This is a genomic window from Streptosporangium sp. NBC_01639 (assembly GCF_045209755.1).
Taxonomy (GTDB): Bacteria; Actinomycetota; Actinomycetes; order Streptosporangiales; family Streptosporangiaceae; genus Streptosporangium.
The window spans coordinates 4,919,081-4,934,736 of sequence record NZ_CP109272.1 but is presented as its reverse complement, the minus strand read 5'-3'; the positions used below and the strand labels follow the sequence as shown (position 1 = coordinate 4,934,736).

Genomic DNA, 15,656 nt, shown 5'->3' with positions numbered 1-15,656 from the left:
AGGACGCGGGCACGGTGGCCGCGGCCCAGTGGTGCAGATGGAAGGAATCAGCCGGGCTGTCACCTGGCCGGGGTGCGGGCGATCCACAAGAGCGGCCCAGGTGAAAGACGACACGGCCGGCTTCGTCTCGTGGCTGTGACGATCGAGACGGCTGTCTATCCGTGGTCTGGACTTGGTTGGGCGGCGTCGTTCGAGGGTGTTTCGAGTTTGGCATGGAGGACTTCGCGGGCCTGTTCGGCGGCGCGGGTGATGCTTTCGCCGATGAAGTCGAGGAAGCGGGCGACGTTCTCCAGGCGGGTGGCGGCGATGGTGTGGGGGCCGATGCGTCGGGCGATCTCGGCATAGGGAAGGCTGTCGGCCAGTCCCAGCGCGATCTGCTGACGGTCCTGCCGGGTGAGTCTGCCCCCCGGCATCGCGATCTCCTCGGTGATCCCTCGTAGCGGCTCCTGATCCCCCACCATAGCGTTCATCTCCTATTCATTGCAATGATCAGAGCATCTCGCGTTGCGTTATCCTTGAAGCCGTTGCAACAGTTTTATGGCATCTACCTGCATATATGTCCATTCTGCGCAACATGCCTGTTGAAGAATTTCGGAAAGCAACGTAGCTTTTCCGGTATCAGAAACAACGCACGAACGCAGGAGAGCACAATGCAGAAGTTCGACACCCCCGCCCCGATCTCCGCCGTCCTGGACATCCCCGCCGGACGCATCCAGTTCATCGCCGCCGACCGCGCCGACACCACCGTCGAGGTCCGGCCCGCCAATCCCGCCAAGAGCCGCGACACCAAGACCGCCGAGCAGACCACTGTCGCCTACGCCGACGGTGTCCTGCGCATCCACACCCCCGAGCCCAAGAACCAGCTCTTCGGCCCCTCCGGCTCCCTGGAGATCACCGTCCAGCTGCCCGCCGGCTCTCGCATCGAGGCCAAGGCCGCCAGCGCCGAGCTCCGCGGCGTCGGCCGCCTCGGTGACGTCGCCTTCGAAGGCGCGTACCGCCAGATCAAGATCGACGAGGCCGCGAGCGTCCGCCTCACCGCGATCGACGGCGACGTCGAGGTCGGCCGGCTCAACGGCCCCGCGGAGATCAGCACCGCAAGGGGCGACATCCGGATCACTGAGGCCGTGCGCGGCACGGTCGTGCTCCGCACCCAGTCCGGCGACATCTCGGTCACCGCCGCCGCCGGCGTCTCGGCCGCCTTGGACGCCGGCACCGACTACGGCCGTATCAGCAACACCCTCAAGAACGATGGCACCGCCGAGCTCGACATCCGCGCCACCACCTCCCGCGGCGACATCGCCGCCCGCAGCCTCTGAAGGAGCAGAACCAGGACCAGTCGGCCGGGTCCACCGCGATCGAGATCCTGTCGATCGTCGCCGACGACGCGACCGTCCGTCCTGAGGGGCCTGCGATCCATGTGCAGGGCCTGGGAGCACCTCTCAGGCAACCGGCAAACGTCTCGCGAAAATTTGGACGACGTCCGGCTAGTACTGTGCGAATCGCACTGGTCGGAATCTGCTGGCAGAGCTCGCGTCAGGTGCGGAAGGTGCCGCGGTCGGCGAAGGAGGCGTGTGGACGAGAGCGTGTCGTTGGCCCAGCTTGCCCATCGACTGGAAGAGGTGGTCGGTGAGCTACGCGGCATCCCCGTCGATGTCGAGCGGCTGGAGGACAGCGAGCTCGTCCGGCAGCAGATCGCGCAGGCCTCCCACTCGGCGGGCGAGCTGCGCGCCATGCATCCGGTGGGCTCACCGGAGAAGGGCCGCCAGGAGCAGCAGAGCAGGCGCAGCGTGCTCGACGCGCTGCGGCGGGGCATGGCGATGCGCACGATCGTTCACGCGAGTGTGTTGGACGACTCTCGTAAGGCGGCCCGGATCAGAGAACTGCATGCCGCCGGCAACCTCCACCGGGTCGTGGACGAGCCGATCCAGCAGCTGCTCGTCTTCGACCGTGCGGTGGCGTTCCTCCGGATCACCCCCGTCGCCTACTCGCCGGGCGCCCTGGTGATCAGGCAGCAGAGTCTGATCACCGCTCTCATCGACCTGTTCGAGCAGACCTGGACCAAGGCCAGGGAGGTCACCGAGCCGACGCACCGGCTGACCCCGCGCGAGCGCGAGGTGCTTGCTCTGATCTCCGAGGGGCGCTCCAACGGCGCCATCGCCCGCGCGCTGTCGATCACGGAGGCGGCCGTCGGTAAACACGTGGCCGGCGTGTTCGTCAAGCTCGAACTACCTGCGACTCAGGACGACAACCGGCGGGTGCTGGCGGTGCTCGCCTATCTGCGCGGAGCTGCGCGGTAGTGCCAGGCCTGCCGCGGCATGCCCGCTCTGCACGGTGCTGCGCGGCAATGCCAGGTCTGTGCTGAGCGGCGCGGTAGTGCCAGGCCGACCTCGTCCTCGCCCCAGCCCCCATGCGGACGGAGTCCGGCACGGACTTCAATGACGTCATGCAACGAATGACTGGATTACTGGTTGGTGCGGTCTTCGGCGCGGTCTTCGTCGTCGTCAACGCGCAGAGCCCGCTGAACACCGTGACTGCGAACTTCCTGCGGGTGGCCGCCTGCCTGGGGGCCGCGAGTGTTGTCGCCATGTGGTTCGCCACAGCCCGGAAGGAGCGGCCCACCGCAGGCCCCCGACGGAACATGTTCAACCGTGGCTACCTGATCGTCGTCGCCGCCGAGGCGATCCTGCTCTTCGGCGGAATCCGGGTGCTCGCCGCCTGGGAGCGTCCTGAGCAGACCAACGTGGCCTGGGTGGCGTTCGTAGTCGGTGTGCACTTCATCGCGTTGGCGCCGATCTGGAAGGACCGGAGCATCGCCGTGCCCGGGGTGGTTCTCACCCTGCTCGGTGCCGCCGGTCTTGTGCTGGCGTCGACGGCCGCCGTCGCCTGGGTACCGTTCGTCAGCGGTGTGCTGTCCGGGGTGGTGCTCCTGGCCGGTACTGCCGCCTTCGGCTGGCGCGCCATGACGGCTCGGACGGCTTAGCCGGGCCGCGAGCGAACCGCCCGGCGTTGCCATCGACCACGACCAGACCCGCCATGCGAACAACGAGCCTTCCTCGCACCGGATCGTCGAGGGCGCGGGTGTTCGAGGAACCGATCGGTCAGGGGCTGGGTGACGGGTAGGGCGGACCGAGGCTCCACACGCGCACCGTTCCGTCTTCGCTGCTGGAGACGGCCACCGGCCGGCCCCCCGGCTGCGCCACCGCCACCGACCAAACCCAGTTGGTGTGGTCGGTGAACGGCTTGCCGACCAGGGCGCCGGTGGCCAGGTCCCACACCCGCACCGTCTCGTCGTCCCCACCGGAGACGACCACCGGTCGGCCTGCCAACTGCGCCACCGCCACCGAGTTCACCGGTTCGGTGTGGCCGGTGAACGACTCGCCGACCGGGCTGCCGGTGGCCAGATCCGACACCCGCACCGTCTCGTCTTCGCTGCTGGAGACGACCACCGGCCGACCCCCCAACTGCGCCACCGCCACCGACAACACCGCGTCGGTATGACCGGTGAACGACTCGCCGACCGGGGCGCCGGTGGCCAGATCCGACACCCGCACCGTCTCGTCGTCCCCGCCGGAGACGACCACCGGCCGACCCCCCAACTGCGCCACCGCCACCGACAACACCGCGTCGGTATGACCGGTGAACGGCTTGCCGACCGGGGCGCCGGTGGCCAGATCCGACACCCGCACCGTCTCGTCGACGCCGCCGGAGACGACCACCGGCCGACCCCCCAACTGCGCCACCGCCACAGCGGTGACCGAGTTGGTGTGGCCGGTGAACGGCCTGCCGACCAGGGTGCCGGTGGCCAGGTCCCACACTCGTACCGTCTCGTCCTTACTGCCGGAGACGACGACCGGCCGACCCTCCAGCTGCGCCACCGCCACCGACCAGATCCAGTCGCCGTGGCCGATGAACGGCCTGCCGACCGGGGCGCCGGTGGCCAGATCCGACACCCGTACCGTCTCGTCCTTACTGCCGGAGACGACGACCGGCCGACCCTCCAGCTGCGCCACCGCCACAGCGGTGACCGATGTGGTGTGGCCGGTGAACGGCTTGCCGACCGGCATGCCGAAGGGGACGGTGCTCGGGGTCCGGACAGGCGACGCCGGATTCTTACCCGTGGTCGGACCGGTGGCTGCCGGCGAAGCAGAGGTAAGGCTTTCGAGGGCGTCTTTCCCCAGCCAGAGGACTGCGGAAATCAGGCTGACCGCCACAACGGCCGCTACGGCCGCCACCCGCACGCGACGCGGGACGGGGCGGTCCTGCTTCTCGTGTCCGGTGACGGGCTCTTCGCGGGTGAGGGTGGTGAGCAGGTCGGCGACCGTAGGCCGGGCGCCGGGCTCTTTGACCAGGCAGGCGGCCAGCAGCGGGCGCAGGTGGTCGGGCACGCCGGTGAGGTTGGGCTTACGGGTCAAGACGGCGTTCATCACCACCGCCGGAATACTGCCGGGGAAGGCCGGGTGCCCGGTGGCGGCGTACACCATGGTGGCGGCCCAGCCGAACACATCCGACGCCGCGTCGGCTTCGTGCCCGTTGAGCTGTTCGGGCGCGAGGTAGGCGGGAGTGCCTACCAGCGCTGATCGCGTGGTGGTGCGGTCGAGCACCCGGGCGATGCCGAAATCGATGACCACGGGCCCTTCCGGACCCAGGATCACGTTGCTGGGTTTGAAGTCCCGGTGGATGATGCCGGCCCGGTGGATCGCGGCCAGTGCCGTCAAGGTGGTGACTGCGAGCCGGTCCAGACCGCTGCCGGCCCGCGGCCCGTCGCCGGTGACCAGACCCAGCAGGGACGGCCCGGGGATGTACTCACTGACCAGGTAGGGCCGGTCACCGATGATCCCGGTGTCGAAGACCGTGGCGGTGCAGAAAGCCGCGACCCGGTGAGTGACCTCCGCCTCGCGCAGGAACCGCTCCCGGATCTTGGGATCGGCCGCCATCCGGGCATGCAGCACTTTGACCGCCACCCGGCGTCCCGACGGTGTCTGGCCGAGATAGACCACACCTTGACCGCCCTCGCCCAGCACCCCGGTCAGCCGATAGCCGCCGATCTCTTCGGGATCACCTACGGCCAGCGGGCCAGGATCCGGCATTGCGCACCTCTTTCCACGACCTTGCCGGCAGACAACCCTGGCCGTCCCCGAGTAGAGAAATGACGATAATCGTCACCCTGCCGGGACGGAAGCCGTTTGACCTGGGTCGTTCAAGGTGACGTGCGGGCAGGGCCCGTCCGGCTGTCGTCGGCATGCCGTACAGTCCCGCCATGACGTCAAGAATCGATCTGACATTCGACTGCACGGACGCGCGGCTCCTCGCCGAGTTCTGGAAGACGGCGCTGGGATACATCGACGAACCGCCGCCCGCGCCCTTCAAAACCCGCGCGGAGTGGTTCGCGCAGTTCGACCTGCCGGAGGACGACTCTGTGGACGACGCGGCCTGGCTCTGCGATCCGGACGGCGTGGGCCCCCGGCTCTCCATCCTCAAGGTCCCCGAGCCGAAGGCGGCGAAGAACCGGCTTCACATCGACGTCCGGGTGCCGGTGCACGGGAGCCCCGAAGAGCGGTGGGCGCGGATCAGGGCGGAGTCCGAGCGGCTGGTGGAGGCGGGCGGGAGCGTCCTGGCGGAGTTCGACGGCCACCACATCATGATGGCCGACCCCGAGGGCAACGAGTTCTGCGTCGCCGCGGTCTCGGCCTGAGAGGAGCCGCCTCGGCCCGAGGACCACCCGCCTACTGCGCCTCGTCGGCCACCGACGACCGCTCGGCCATTCCGCGGGGCATCAGCAGGAACACCTTGGGCGACAGGCGGTCCATGTCTCCGCCCCTGCCGAACACCAGGCCGGCGGCGAAGTCCACGAACTGCTTGGCCTCGCTGTCCGGCAGCTTGGTGAGGTCCATCACCACGGGGGTGCCCGTACGGAAGAAATGCCCCACGTAGAGCGCCTCGTTGTAGTCCCGGGGACACAGCGTCTTGATCATTGCATCAGTCTCCACCTCCCACGACGGCCGTCAAGCCGTCTTCCGTATTGACGACGCGGCGCCGGTGTCACCGCACGGCGCCGGCGCGGCCGACGGTGTCCTTGACGATACGGCCGCCCGCGACGACGAGCGGGGGATCCAGCAGCGCGTCGACGCCGGCACGCGGGTCGGCGTCGACCGCGATCAGGTCGGCCAGGTAGCCGGTTCTGATCGCACCCGCCCCGGTCAGTCCGGCTGCCCGCATCCCGGCCTCGGTGGCCGCCGCCAGCGCCTGCCGTACGGACAGGCCCGAGGCGACGAGGCCGTGCAGCCCGTCGACGACCCCGCCGACGTGCGGGTGCCGGGGGATGCCCGAGTCGGTCCCGGCGAGGATCGGCACCCCTGCGGCGTGCAGCCGGGCGACCCAGCCGCCCCTGACGTCGAGGGAGATGGGATGGGCGTGCGCGCCGGCGAGCCCCAGCGTCGGACAGACCGCGGTCCCGGCGCTCACCAGGTCGCGGACCACGGCCTCGTCATAGCCGTCCCCGCCCTCAGCCGAGATGAACGTCGCATGCTCGACCGAGTCGACCCCCGCGGCGGCCGCCGCCCGGACGCCCACCGTCGACAGGGCGTGTGCGGCGACGGTGGCTCCGAGCTGGTGCGCCTCGTCGACGATCGCGGCCAGGGCCGCCTCGGACACCTCGAACCGCAACGGATCCGTGCCCGGGGTCATCCGCCCGCCGGTCACCATGACCTTGACGAGATCCGCCCCGGCTCCGATCTCCTCCCGCACGGCGGCTCGGGCCTGTTCGGGCCCGTCGATCTCGTTGCCCATGAACCAGCAGTGCCCGTTCGGCCGGGTCAGGGGCCGACCGGCGACCATCAGGCGCGGGCCCGGTGTCGTCCCGTTCCGGATCTCGTCGCGAATCCGCACGGAGAGCCCACGCGGTGCGCCGAGGTCTCTGGCGAAGGTCACTCCGCTCTCCACCAGTTGCCGCGCCGAGAGCCGCATCCCGTCCAGTTGCGCCTGCTCGTCCTTGGCGAGCATGCTCGCCACCGGATCGGCTCCCGCGTCGAAGGCCAGGTGCACGTGCGCGTCCATCAACCCGGGGAACAGGACGCGCTCGCCGAGGTCCACGACCGTCGCCCGCTCGTGGGGCGGCGCGTCGGCGGCCGGTCCGACCCAAGTGATCCGGTCGTCCTCGACGAGGACGACCGCGTCGGCGACGGCACTGTCGGCGAGCACGTCCGTGATCACGGTGGCCGCCCTGAACGCGATCATCATGTGGTCTCCCGTTCCCCGTCGATGCCGCCTTCGCGGTATCCCAAGCTCTGTGACACGGCCGTGGCGGTGTCCTGGACGGCGGCGGAGACGCTGGCCAGCCGCCGCTCGTCCACCGCCCGGTCCCGCATCGTCACGCAGACGCAGTACCTCACCGATCCCTCGGTGTCCCAGACCGGCGCCGACACACCGACCGTGTGCGGGGTGATCTCCCCGTCGCTGACCCAGACCCCCTCGGTTCTGATCCTGGCGAGCAGCTCGCGGATGACCTCCGGGTCGGTCGGTGTCCGGTCGGTGTAGCGCGGCAGGGGCGCGGCGAGAACCTCTTGGAGGAAGCGCTCGTCCTGGAACGCCAGCAGGGTCTTCCCCGCCCCGGCGTTCAGGCCGATGGTGTCACCGATCTCCACGGTGACCGCGGTCTCCGCGTTGATGTCCAGTCGCTCGACACAGACGTAGCGGTGGCCTCGGAGCGAATAGAAGAGCACGACCTCGCCCGTCTGCTCGGCCAGGCGGATCAGGTGCCGCCGGGCGGCCGTCCGCGGTGCCCGCCGCCCGGCCGCCCGGCCGAGCGCCACCGCGGCCGGGCCCAGAGAGTAGGAACCGCGTGCTTCGGCCTGCTCCAGGAACTGCCGCACCTCAAGGGACCGGACGATCCGGTGAGTCACCGCCTTGTGCATGCCCAGGTGCTTGGCCAGATCGGAGACGCGCCACTCGGCCTGCCCCACGAAGGCCTCCAGCACGGTCAGCACCCGGTCCACGCCCTGCAACGATGCGGGCTTGACGGGCTCCTCTGTCACGTCTTCCTCCAACCGCGAGTCAACTCCGAGGATCATCGCGTCCATTCTCGATCACTGCTGCGGGCTCTCGGGCTCGTTCATCGGAGCCCGCCTACCAGCGAGCCGACGCGCTCGATCTCCGACTCCGTGTTGTAGTAGTGCGCCGATGCCCGGACCACACTGGCCAGCCCCCGTGAAGGCAGGTCCCACTGCGAGGACGTGGACTTGGAGACGCTCACGTTGACCCCGTTGCCGGCGAGGACGCGCTTCACGTCATCGGGCGCGAAATCTTCGACGGTGAACGACACGATCCCGCACCGGCTCCGGCCGAGGTCATGGATCCGCACCCCCTCGACATCGGTGAGCGTCCGGCGCAGCAGGTCTCCCAGCGCGAGGACGCGGGCCTCGATCGCGTCCATCCCCAGGTCCAGGGCGTAGTCCACGGCGGCACCCAGGCCGACGACCGCCGCGAAGTTCTTCTCCCACGTCTCGTACCGGCGAGCGTCAGGGCTCATCTCGTACTCGGTGGGTGAGGTCCACACCGCGGAACCGTTGTCCAGTACGGCCGGCTCGAATGCGTCCATGGCGTTCTCGCGCACGTACAGGAAGCCCGTTCCGCGCGGCCCCCGCAGGTATTTGCGGCCGGTGCCGGTCAGCACGTCGCACCTGAGTTCGGTGACGTCCAGGTCCAACTGCCCCACGGACTGGCAGGCGTCCAGCAGGAAGGGCACCCCGGCGGCCTCGGCCAGCGCGCCGACCTCCGCCGCCGGATTGATCAGGCCGCCCTGGGTCGGGATGTGCGTCATCGACACGAGCTTGACGCGGTCGTCGTCAAGCTTCTTCTCAAGCAGTTCGAGGTCGATCTGCCCGCTGGGATCGTCGTCGACGACGCTGACGTCGAGGCCGAGGCGCTTCGCCTGCTGCAGATAGGCGATGACGTTGCTTCCGTACTCCGACCGGCAGGTGAGGATCCGGTCCCCGGGGGTGAGCCGCATGCCGTAGAACACCATGTCCCAGGCACGCGTCGCGTTGTCGGCCAACGCGATCTCCGACGGCCTGGCGCCGATCAGGGAGGCGAGCGAGGTGTAGGTCGCCGCGATCTGTTCGGATCGGTCCCTCTGGGTCTCGTATCCGCCCCGCGACGCCTCGTTCCGCAGGTAGTCCACCGTCGTGTCGACGACGGCCGCGGGAGGCAGGGCGCAGCCGGCGTTGTTCAGATGGATCAGGCTCCGGCAACCCGGGGTCTCATCGCGCACACGCGCGACGTCGATGCCGTTGTTCACTGTTTCGTCAGCCTCGCTTCAGGAAGTCTCGTGCCCGCGCCGTCTGCGGATTGGCGAGCACGGTGTCCGGATGGCCTTCCTCGACGATGACGCCGTCGTCCATGAAGCACACGTGATCACCGACGTCGCGGGCGAACCCCATCTCATGCGTGACGACGATCATCGTCATCCCCTCGGCGGCGAGGTCGCGCATGACCGACAGCACCTCGTTCACGAGTTCGGGGTCCAGTGCCGAGGTCGGCTCGTCGAAGAGCATGACCTTGGGCTTCATCGCCAGAGCCCGGGCGATGGCGACGCGTTGCTGCTGCCCGCCCGACAGCTCGTTGGGATAGTGGTCGCTGCGCTCGGTCAGGCCCACCCGGTCCAGCAGTTGCATGGCCAGTTCGCGGGTCTGCGCCTTCTGGGAGCGGTTGACGCGGAGCGGCCCGGACATGACGTTCTCCACGGCGGTCATGTGCGGGAAGAGGTTGAAGCGCTGGAAGACCATGCCGATCTGGCGCCGCTGGTCGGCGATCTCCTTCTCCGGCAGCGGGATCACATGGTCTCCGTCGATCCGCAGGCCGATCAGCTCGCCGTCGACCCAGACCTCGCCCTCGTCCGCGGGCTGCAGCCCGTTGATGCAGCGGAGCAGGGTGGACTTCCCCGAGCCCGACGGGCCGATGAGGCAGCTGACCGAGCCCTTGGCCACCGAGTAGTCGACTCCCTTGAGGACGTGCACGGAGTCGAACCGCTTGTGTATCCCACTCAGGACGATCATCGGAGTCTCCACTATGCCTCCTTCGGCGCGACGGCGTCGCCGGTCTCGGTCCTGGCCTCCGGGCGCGATCTCGGCGCGTAGCCCTTCGAGTACCTGCGTTCCAGAAGTGCCTGGAAGTAGCTGAGAAGTGAGGTCAGGAGGAGGTACCAGAAGGCGGCGACGATGAGCAGCGGGATCGTCTGGTAGTTCAGCGCGTAGACGACCTGGGCGCTGTGCAGGAGATCCGCCAGGCCGATGACGCTGACCAGCGCGGTGTTCTTGAACGTGGTCACCAACTGGTTGGCGGTGGGCGGGATGATGGTGCGTACGGCCTGCGGCATGATGATCCGGAAGACCTTGCTCGGCCGCATGCCGAGTGCCTGAGCCGCCTCGTACTGGCCGCGGTCGACCCCCAGCAGGCCACCGCGCACGATCTCGGCCATGTACGCGCCTTCGTTCAGCGACAGCGCCAGCACCGCGGCGGTCCATGGCGTGACGAGGGCGTTGGCGTCGAAGCCGACCAGCGTCGGGCCGAACGGCACGGCCAGCTCGATCTGCGGGAAGAGGGCCGCGATGTTGAACCAGAAGATGACCTGGATCAGCAGGGGCGTGCCGCGGAAGAACCAGATGTAGGCCCACGCGCCCCGGGCCACGAACTCGTTCGCGGACGTCCGCATGATCGCCAGGATGACTCCCAGCACGGACCCGACGACCATGACGACCGCGGTCAGCTCCAGCGTCAGCAGGAGCCCTCTGAGGATGACGGCGCTGAAGAGATACTGCCCCACGACCGGCCAGCCGAAGTTGGGGTTGGTCAACGCCACGTCGGCCAGCGACACCACCAGGAAGAGGATCACGGCGATGGCGACGTACCGCCACGGACTTTTTCTGGGATTGCGACGGGTCCGCTGCCGGGACCCCGCGGTGGTGCTCACGGGTTCGGTCACCTCAGCCCTTGAGCCGGCCCAGTTCGGTGGCCGGGAGCGCGTAGCCGGCCATCCCCCACTTCTCATAGATCTTCTGGTACTCGGGAAGCCCGTGGAGGACCTCCATCGCCTTGACCAGCAGCGGCGTCAGCTCGGAGCCCTTGACGACGGCCATCCCGCCGGTCGAGGTCAGGCTGGACTCGTCCTGCAGCACCTCGAACTTGGTGTTCTGCGTCTTCTGCGCGTAACCCAGCACCGGGCCGTCGGCCATGGCCGCGTCGACGCGGCCGCTCGACATGGCCAGCAGCACCTGGCTCTGATCCGGCAGTTCCACGGCCTTGATGGCCGGTTTGCCGTTGCCCGTGCACGTCTCCTCGCTGAGCTTCGGCAGCCGGGTGGTGGCCTGGAAGGACCCGACGGCGACACCCACCTGGAGACCGCAGAGCGCCTTGGAGCTGAGGCCCTTCGGGTTGCCCGTGGGAACGGCCACCGCGGAGCCGCCCTTCGTGAAGGCCACCATGTCGAGGACCTGGAGCCGCTCCGGGCTCGGCGACATGGAAGCCAGTGCCATGTCGTACTTCTTCGACTGCAGTCCGGGGATGATGCCGTCGAGCGGGATGGACACGAGTGTGGGCTCGACTCCCATGGTTCGGGCGAGCGCTCGCCCGATGTCGGCGTTCAGTCCCATGCTCGTCTTTCCGTCGGGCGAGATGAAGGACGTCGGCGGGGCGCCCGCGGTGACGACGATTGTGATCTTCTTCGACGCCTTCATCCCGGCGGGGAGCAGGGCTTCGACCTCCGGGTCCGGCTGGATCTGGGGGAACGCGTCGACCTGTCCGACGTCCACTCCGCCGGTCTTCGCCTGATCGCCTTGAGGGGCGTCGGTGGGCGTCGAACAGCTGACGAGCGCGGCTGCGGACACCAATGTCGCCGCTATGACCTGAACCCTTTTCACGGGCGTTCACATCCCTCAAGACAGTCTCTCTGAGAGAGACAACGTATCGCAGAAAGAGACGCTAACGGAGCCAAGCCGGCCCGGTCAAGGGACGACCAAGGGTTGGGCAATTGCCCTGCCACCGCCAAAGCACGCATGACCTGCGGCGTTATCGAGTCGGCGCATTCTCGGCAAGGGCATTGGGGCCCGCGGGACACCAATCGGCCCGTAGGCCGAGCGGACCGATCGGAACGAGCCATCAGCCGTAGCGGCGCGAGCAGGCCGTCGTGATGGCTTTGAAGCCGGGTGACCGATTACCGGTGGTCGCGAACAGCGCTCCGACGCGCCCGGCACCCGGATCGTGGCCCGCAGTCCGTGGCGTGCAGCACACCACGGTGCTCGGCACGCCCGCGCTGCGGGCCACGATCCTTCAACGGTCGGCCGGAGGCGCTACGGCCCGTACGCCTTGACCTCCAGGAGGCCGACGGAACTGGTTCCGGTGCCGGTGAGCAGCACCCTCAGCCGGGTGGTGCTCGTGGCAGAGAAATTGACGGTGTTGTACTGGTTCTTCGTCAGGGTGTAGGCGCCGGCGCCGGGCACGTCGACGTAGGCGCTGCCGTTCCAGTACTGCAGCTTCCACGAGGCGGGCATGTCGATTCCCTGGTCGTCGTCGAAGAAGTACACCTCCGCCTTGTTCAGCGACTTCGCCGAGGACCAGGTCAGGTCGACCCACTGCTGACCGGTCTCCGGCCAGCAGCCCCAGCGCGGGTTCACCCCGTCGTTGGACGACGGCGGATCGATCCCGTCGTTGACCGCGGCGACGCTCTCCCACGCCGAGGTGAAGGACGCCGACGGCGTCGCGGACGAGGCCAGGTTGCTCGGGGGCTGGACGCCGCCCCGGTTGTAAATCTTGATCTCGGTGAGTCCGGTCTTGGCGCCGGAGGCGTTGGTGGCCAGCACCCGCACCCGCTGCGCGCTCAGCGCCGGGAACTGCACCTTGTTGTAGTTGGCCCGGGGCGCTCCCGGACTCTTGGTCTGGCCGGGCACGCTCACCCAGGAGCTGCCGTTGTGGTACTGGATGTCGTAGGCGGACGGCGCCCGGTAGGTGCCACTGGCCGGGCGGCTGTCTTTGAAGTAGAGGCGGACCTCGTTGAGCGTCTTGGCGGAGCCGAGGTTCAGCTCGTACCAGTCCTGGCTGTTGGCGGAGCCGCCGGCTCCCCAGAACGGTTCGTTGATGGAGAATCCGTCCACCGCGCCCGAGACGCTGCTGCCGGATCCGGTGTACGAGGCCGATGCGGTGGCCCCGGTGGCGAGGTTGGTCAGGTCGGCCGTCAGGTCGACGCCCGCCTTGGCGAGCATGTCCACCATCCGCGTGCCGCTCTGCACCACCTGGCCGGGGGAGCGCAGACCGGAGACGGCCGTGTTGTAGGTGACCGTGCCGCTCGTGGTGACGCTGCCGGTGGCCGGGTCCCAGGTGAAGGGCACCAGCGAGCCGACCGTGGCGGCCCGGCTGCCGTTGATGTAGATCGAGTAGCCTTCCGGCACGCCGGGGTAGCGCACGACCCCGTCGGCTGGGTCGTCCCAGACGATGGTCAGGTCGGCGTTGCGGTAGCGCAGGTTGTTGACGGTGAAGTGGGTCCAGCCGATGTTGATCGGCGAGAGCTCCACCTTCGCGTCGTTGCGCGGTCGCAGGCCGGCGACGTCCTCGACCACCGTCCAGTTGCTGCTGCCCAGGATGTTGTGGTGGATCCAGGAGCGGTAGGTGATCGCCGAGCCGTTCCAGTCCGCCCAGAACTCGTTGGCGTCCGGCCATTGGGTGTTGCCGCCCACGTACTGCGCCCAGGTGTTCCAGTACAGCAGCTTCTTGTAGTCGGTCGCGGTCATCCAGGAGTTGGCGTAGTTGCGCAGCACCGACGAGTACAGCCGGAACTGCACGGTGGAGTTGATGGTGGAGAAGTTGTTCGAGCCCGGGTTGCCCGCCGCCGCCGCGGCCGCTTTGTCCACCTGGTTGGCCGTGTAGAAGGGGAAGATTGGATACTCTGCCGGGTTGTCGTACAGGCGCAGCGCCTGCTTGTAGGCCGTGGTGTCGGGGACGGCGCCGACCGCGAACGGATAGTAGTTGTTGATCTCCTTCCAGGGCACCCACTCGTTGGTCGACTTCAACCGGTGCTCGAAGAGTTGCCGGTTGGGGTTCCACAGCACGTTGAGGATGGCGTTCTGGATCTGCGTCGCCAGCGTGCGCATCTCGGTGGCCTTGGCCGTGTTGCCGATCGCCTCGTAGGCCTGCGCGGCGGCCAGCGCACCGCTGTACTGGTAGGCCGCCTCGGCGCGGTCCATATTGCCGCTCTTCCAGTGGAAGGAGACGGCGTCGGCGTCATTGCCGGTCATGGCGCCCCAGTCGTACTCGATGAGCTTGTTGTTGTCGTGGTCGTAGGTGGCGAGCTGGCCCTTGACGTCCTGCTCGGCGTAGCGGGCCAGGTTGCCGGCGATCGCCGGCTGGCCGCCGTGGATCTGGTAACTCTTCCACGCCGCCTCACCGATGTACTGCGTGTAGCTGTTGGACCAGTTCTCCGGGTCGCCGGGGTTGTCGAGGAAGCGGCCGTTCTTCGAGGTCTGGCCGACGCTGAGCCAGTCGCCGTAGGCGTAGATCGGGTTGCGCAGATACTTGAGGTCGTCGATGTGCATGGGCTGGGTGAGCGCGATGGCGTTGTTGTAGCCCAGCACACCCTCGGTCGACGTCGGGAACTGGAACGTCTGCCCCGGGATGTCGGCATCGAGGTTGTTGAAGCGCATCAGCCACCAGCGGTAGTAGACGTTCTTCTTGATCGCCGGCTCGGGTACGTCGATGTAGGGCACGTTCTGCGCCCACCACAGGTTGTACGCCCGGACGTGGGTCGCGAACGCGGTCGCGTTGGAGTAGCCCGCGTAGGCGTTGTACTCCGTCAGCGACTCGGGGATCTCGTTGGCGACGAAGCCCATCACCACCTTGGCCGTCACCGTCGCCCCGGCCGCGATCGTGATCGATCTGTTGAGCCCGCCGCTGGAGACGGCGAAGCCGTCACCGGTGAGCCGCGGGTAGAGGGTGGTGAGGTTGTTGTACGCGTTGACCTGCCCGGTCAGCTCACTGCCGCTGCCGGAGGTGGCGTAGGGAGAGGTCGCGCGCAGCTGCAGCGTGGTGGAGCCGCTGCCGCCGTTCGTGATCGACAGGTTGGTGACGGCGACGTTGTTGTCGGTGATGAACTTCGTCTGGTTCACCGTGACCGAGCCGCTGGTGTGCACGCTCTTCCAGTGGCTGGGCACCTGCCGCCGCTGACTCACCTGCTCGGTGAAGGTGCCCGGCGTGATCGCCACCGAGTAGGCGTTCTGGTTGTTGATGCTCTCCCAGTAGGCGGCCTGGCCGCCGAAGCCGAGCACGGCGGGGTTGTGCGTCTTCATGAAGAGCGCCCGGCCGCGGCTCATCAGCCAGGTGCCCGCCGGGTCGTCGCCGGAGCGGGCGAGCAGCCGGTCCATCCAGAAATCGGTGCCGGAGCTCTCGGCGTCGTAGATGGACTGCATCATGTTGCCGGAGGTGTAGGAGACCGGCGGGGCCGGGATCGCGGGGCCGTTGAAGGTGGGGAATCCGATGGTCTGTGCGGCGTGCGCCGGAGCGCCTGCGGTGAGCAGCCCCGCTACGAGCAGCAGGGCCATGACGATTCTTCTCATGGGCGGGTGATCCGATCGAGGTCCGGGGCGTAGACGGAAAGGGGGGGTGCGGCGGATCGTGTCGGG

14 protein-coding genes are annotated in these 15,656 nt (G+C 68.3%); 4 read left to right on the top strand and 10 right to left on the bottom strand.

Annotation, left to right across the window (positions count from 1 at the left end):
• Positions 1-155 precede the first annotated feature (155 nt).
• Positions 156-470, bottom strand: a complete 315-nt coding sequence (locus tag OHA77_RS22535; RefSeq protein WP_406311513.1) for a hypothetical protein — start codon at positions 468-470, stop codon at positions 156-158.
• Positions 471-650: 180 nt separating this feature from the next.
• Here OHA77_RS22535 and OHA77_RS22530 point away from each other — a divergent pair, with 180 nt between their 5' ends.
• The 3 genes from OHA77_RS22530 (at position 651) to OHA77_RS22520 (ending at position 2,980) form a co-directional block, all read left to right on the top strand.
• Complete coding sequence (locus OHA77_RS22530; protein ID WP_326826296.1) at positions 651-1,316, top strand: DUF4097 family beta strand repeat-containing protein; 666 nt, start codon at positions 651-653, stop codon at positions 1,314-1,316.
• A 255-nt stretch (positions 1,317-1,571) separates the two neighbouring features.
• On the top strand, positions 1,572-2,297 hold the full coding sequence (locus OHA77_RS22525; protein WP_326826297.1) for a LuxR C-terminal-related transcriptional regulator: 726 nt from the start codon (positions 1,572-1,574) through the stop codon (positions 2,295-2,297).
• A gap of 155 nt (positions 2,298-2,452) precedes the next feature.
• Complete coding sequence (locus OHA77_RS22520) at positions 2,453-2,980, top strand: hypothetical protein (RefSeq protein ID WP_406311512.1); 528 nt, start codon at positions 2,453-2,455, stop codon at positions 2,978-2,980.
• Between the two features lie 118 nt (positions 2,981-3,098).
• Here OHA77_RS22520 and OHA77_RS22515 read toward each other — a convergent pair whose 3' ends face one another.
• Entirely contained in the window at positions 3,099-5,087 is a 1,989-nt protein-coding gene (locus OHA77_RS22515; protein WP_406311511.1) for a serine/threonine-protein kinase, read from the bottom strand.
• Between the two features lie 170 nt (positions 5,088-5,257).
• Between OHA77_RS22515 and OHA77_RS22510 the strand changes: the two genes are divergently transcribed.
• Complete coding sequence (locus OHA77_RS22510; protein ID WP_406311510.1) at positions 5,258-5,692, top strand: VOC family protein; 435 nt, start codon at positions 5,258-5,260, stop codon at positions 5,690-5,692.
• Positions 5,693-5,723: 31 nt separating this feature from the next.
• On the opposite strand, the gene OHA77_RS22505 is transcribed toward OHA77_RS22510, so the two are convergent.
• The 8 genes from OHA77_RS22505 to OHA77_RS22470 all read right to left on the bottom strand — a co-directional run bounded on the left by OHA77_RS22505 (position 5,724) and on the right by OHA77_RS22470 (position 15,590).
• Positions 5,724-5,972, bottom strand: a complete 249-nt coding sequence (locus tag OHA77_RS22505) for a cell division protein SepF (protein WP_406311509.1) — start codon at positions 5,970-5,972, stop codon at positions 5,724-5,726.
• A 67-nt stretch (positions 5,973-6,039) separates the two neighbouring features.
• Positions 6,040-7,236 (bottom strand): amidohydrolase family protein, encoded by a 1,197-nt coding sequence (locus OHA77_RS22500; protein ID WP_406311508.1) that lies wholly within the window; start codon positions 7,234-7,236, stop codon positions 6,040-6,042.
• Complete coding sequence (locus tag OHA77_RS22495; protein ID WP_406311507.1) at positions 7,233-8,066, bottom strand: IclR family transcriptional regulator; 834 nt, start codon at positions 8,064-8,066, stop codon at positions 7,233-7,235. The genes OHA77_RS22500 and OHA77_RS22495 overlap by 4 nt, the downstream gene beginning before the upstream one ends.
• Positions 8,067-8,107: 41 nt before the next feature.
• Positions 8,108-9,265, bottom strand: coding sequence for an aminotransferase class V-fold PLP-dependent enzyme (locus tag OHA77_RS22490; protein WP_406311506.1), 1,158 nt, complete (start codon positions 9,263-9,265; stop codon positions 8,108-8,110).
• Positions 9,266-9,299: 34 nt separating this feature from the next.
• Entirely contained in the window at positions 9,300-10,049 is a 750-nt protein-coding gene (locus OHA77_RS22485) for an amino acid ABC transporter ATP-binding protein (RefSeq protein ID WP_406311505.1), read from the bottom strand.
• Positions 10,050-10,060: 11 nt separating this feature from the next.
• A complete protein-coding gene (locus tag OHA77_RS22480) occupies positions 10,061-10,963 on the bottom strand; it encodes an amino acid ABC transporter permease (protein ID WP_406311504.1) in 903 nt (300 codons plus the stop codon).
• 13 nt (positions 10,964-10,976) lie between these two features.
• Positions 10,977-11,909 (bottom strand): transporter substrate-binding domain-containing protein, encoded by a 933-nt coding sequence (locus tag OHA77_RS22475; RefSeq protein WP_406311503.1) that lies wholly within the window; start codon positions 11,907-11,909, stop codon positions 10,977-10,979.
• Positions 11,910-12,338: 429 nt separating this feature from the next.
• Entirely contained in the window at positions 12,339-15,590 is a 3,252-nt protein-coding gene (locus OHA77_RS22470; RefSeq protein WP_406311502.1) for a discoidin domain-containing protein, read from the bottom strand.
• Positions 15,591-15,656 lie beyond the last annotated feature (66 nt).